Genomic DNA, 707 nt, shown 5'->3' with positions numbered 1-707 from the left:
CCGTCCAGTTCCAGGCTGCGGATATCGTGCACCATCTTGTGGGCATGGTGGGCAATGACCGCGCTGAACAGGCCGCGTTTGTCGCCAAAATACTCATACAGGCTGCGGCGCGAACCACCTGCTTGCGCAATGATCATGTCCAGCGTGGTGCGTTCATAGCCATGCTGCAGGAAGGTGTGGGTGGCGGCATCAAGCAGTGCCTGTCGGCGACGCTGGCCGCGCTCGCTGAGCTGTTGGGTCATGAAGAAAGTCCTGTACTGTCACTCAATGGTATTGAGCAGGACACTTTCCGGCAATGACGGTGGGCATCAATAAACAAGGCAGTGGTAAGGGTGTAGCCAAAACGGGACTAACCGCACGAAAACAAGGTTGATTAATAAATAAGAATCAATATCATTGCGATTCTCTTTTGTTGCTTTCCCTGTCCAAGGAGGCGGACATCTCTCATGACCCTGATGGGCCTGTTATTTTCCCGTAAAAAGAAAGCCTTCGTGGCGGTGGCCGTGCTCAGTGTGTTGAGCGCGGTATTGAGTGTGGCGGTATTGGCGTTTATCAGTCAGCGGTTGCTGGCCGGTGGTGCGGACTTGCCGGTGGTGCTATTGCAGTTTGCCTTGTTGCTGGTGGCGCTGCTGGTCACTGCCACGGCTGCCCAGATGACCCTGCATGTGCTGGGACACCGGATGGTCTACGGCCTGCGCCGGGATCTG

At 55.9% G+C, this 707-nt stretch carries 1 protein-coding gene and 1 pseudogene; one reads left to right on the top strand and one right to left on the bottom strand.

The genetic code is table 11. The annotated features are described in order from the left end of the window. Positions 1-242: TetR/AcrR family transcriptional regulator (locus A3754_RS04505; RefSeq protein ID WP_156496785.1), on the bottom strand; the 242-nt coding region annotated here is incomplete at its 3' end. Between the two features lie 204 nt (positions 243-446). Here A3754_RS04505 and A3754_RS04500 point away from each other — a divergent pair. After that, positions 447-707 (top strand): annotated as a pseudogene (locus A3754_RS04500) (multidrug ABC transporter permease/ATP-binding protein); the annotation flags it as partial.

This window comes from Alcanivorax sp. HI0083 (genome assembly GCF_001635175.1).
Note: the sequence above shows the minus strand (reverse complement) of the source record. Positions and strands in the feature narration are given on the sequence as shown.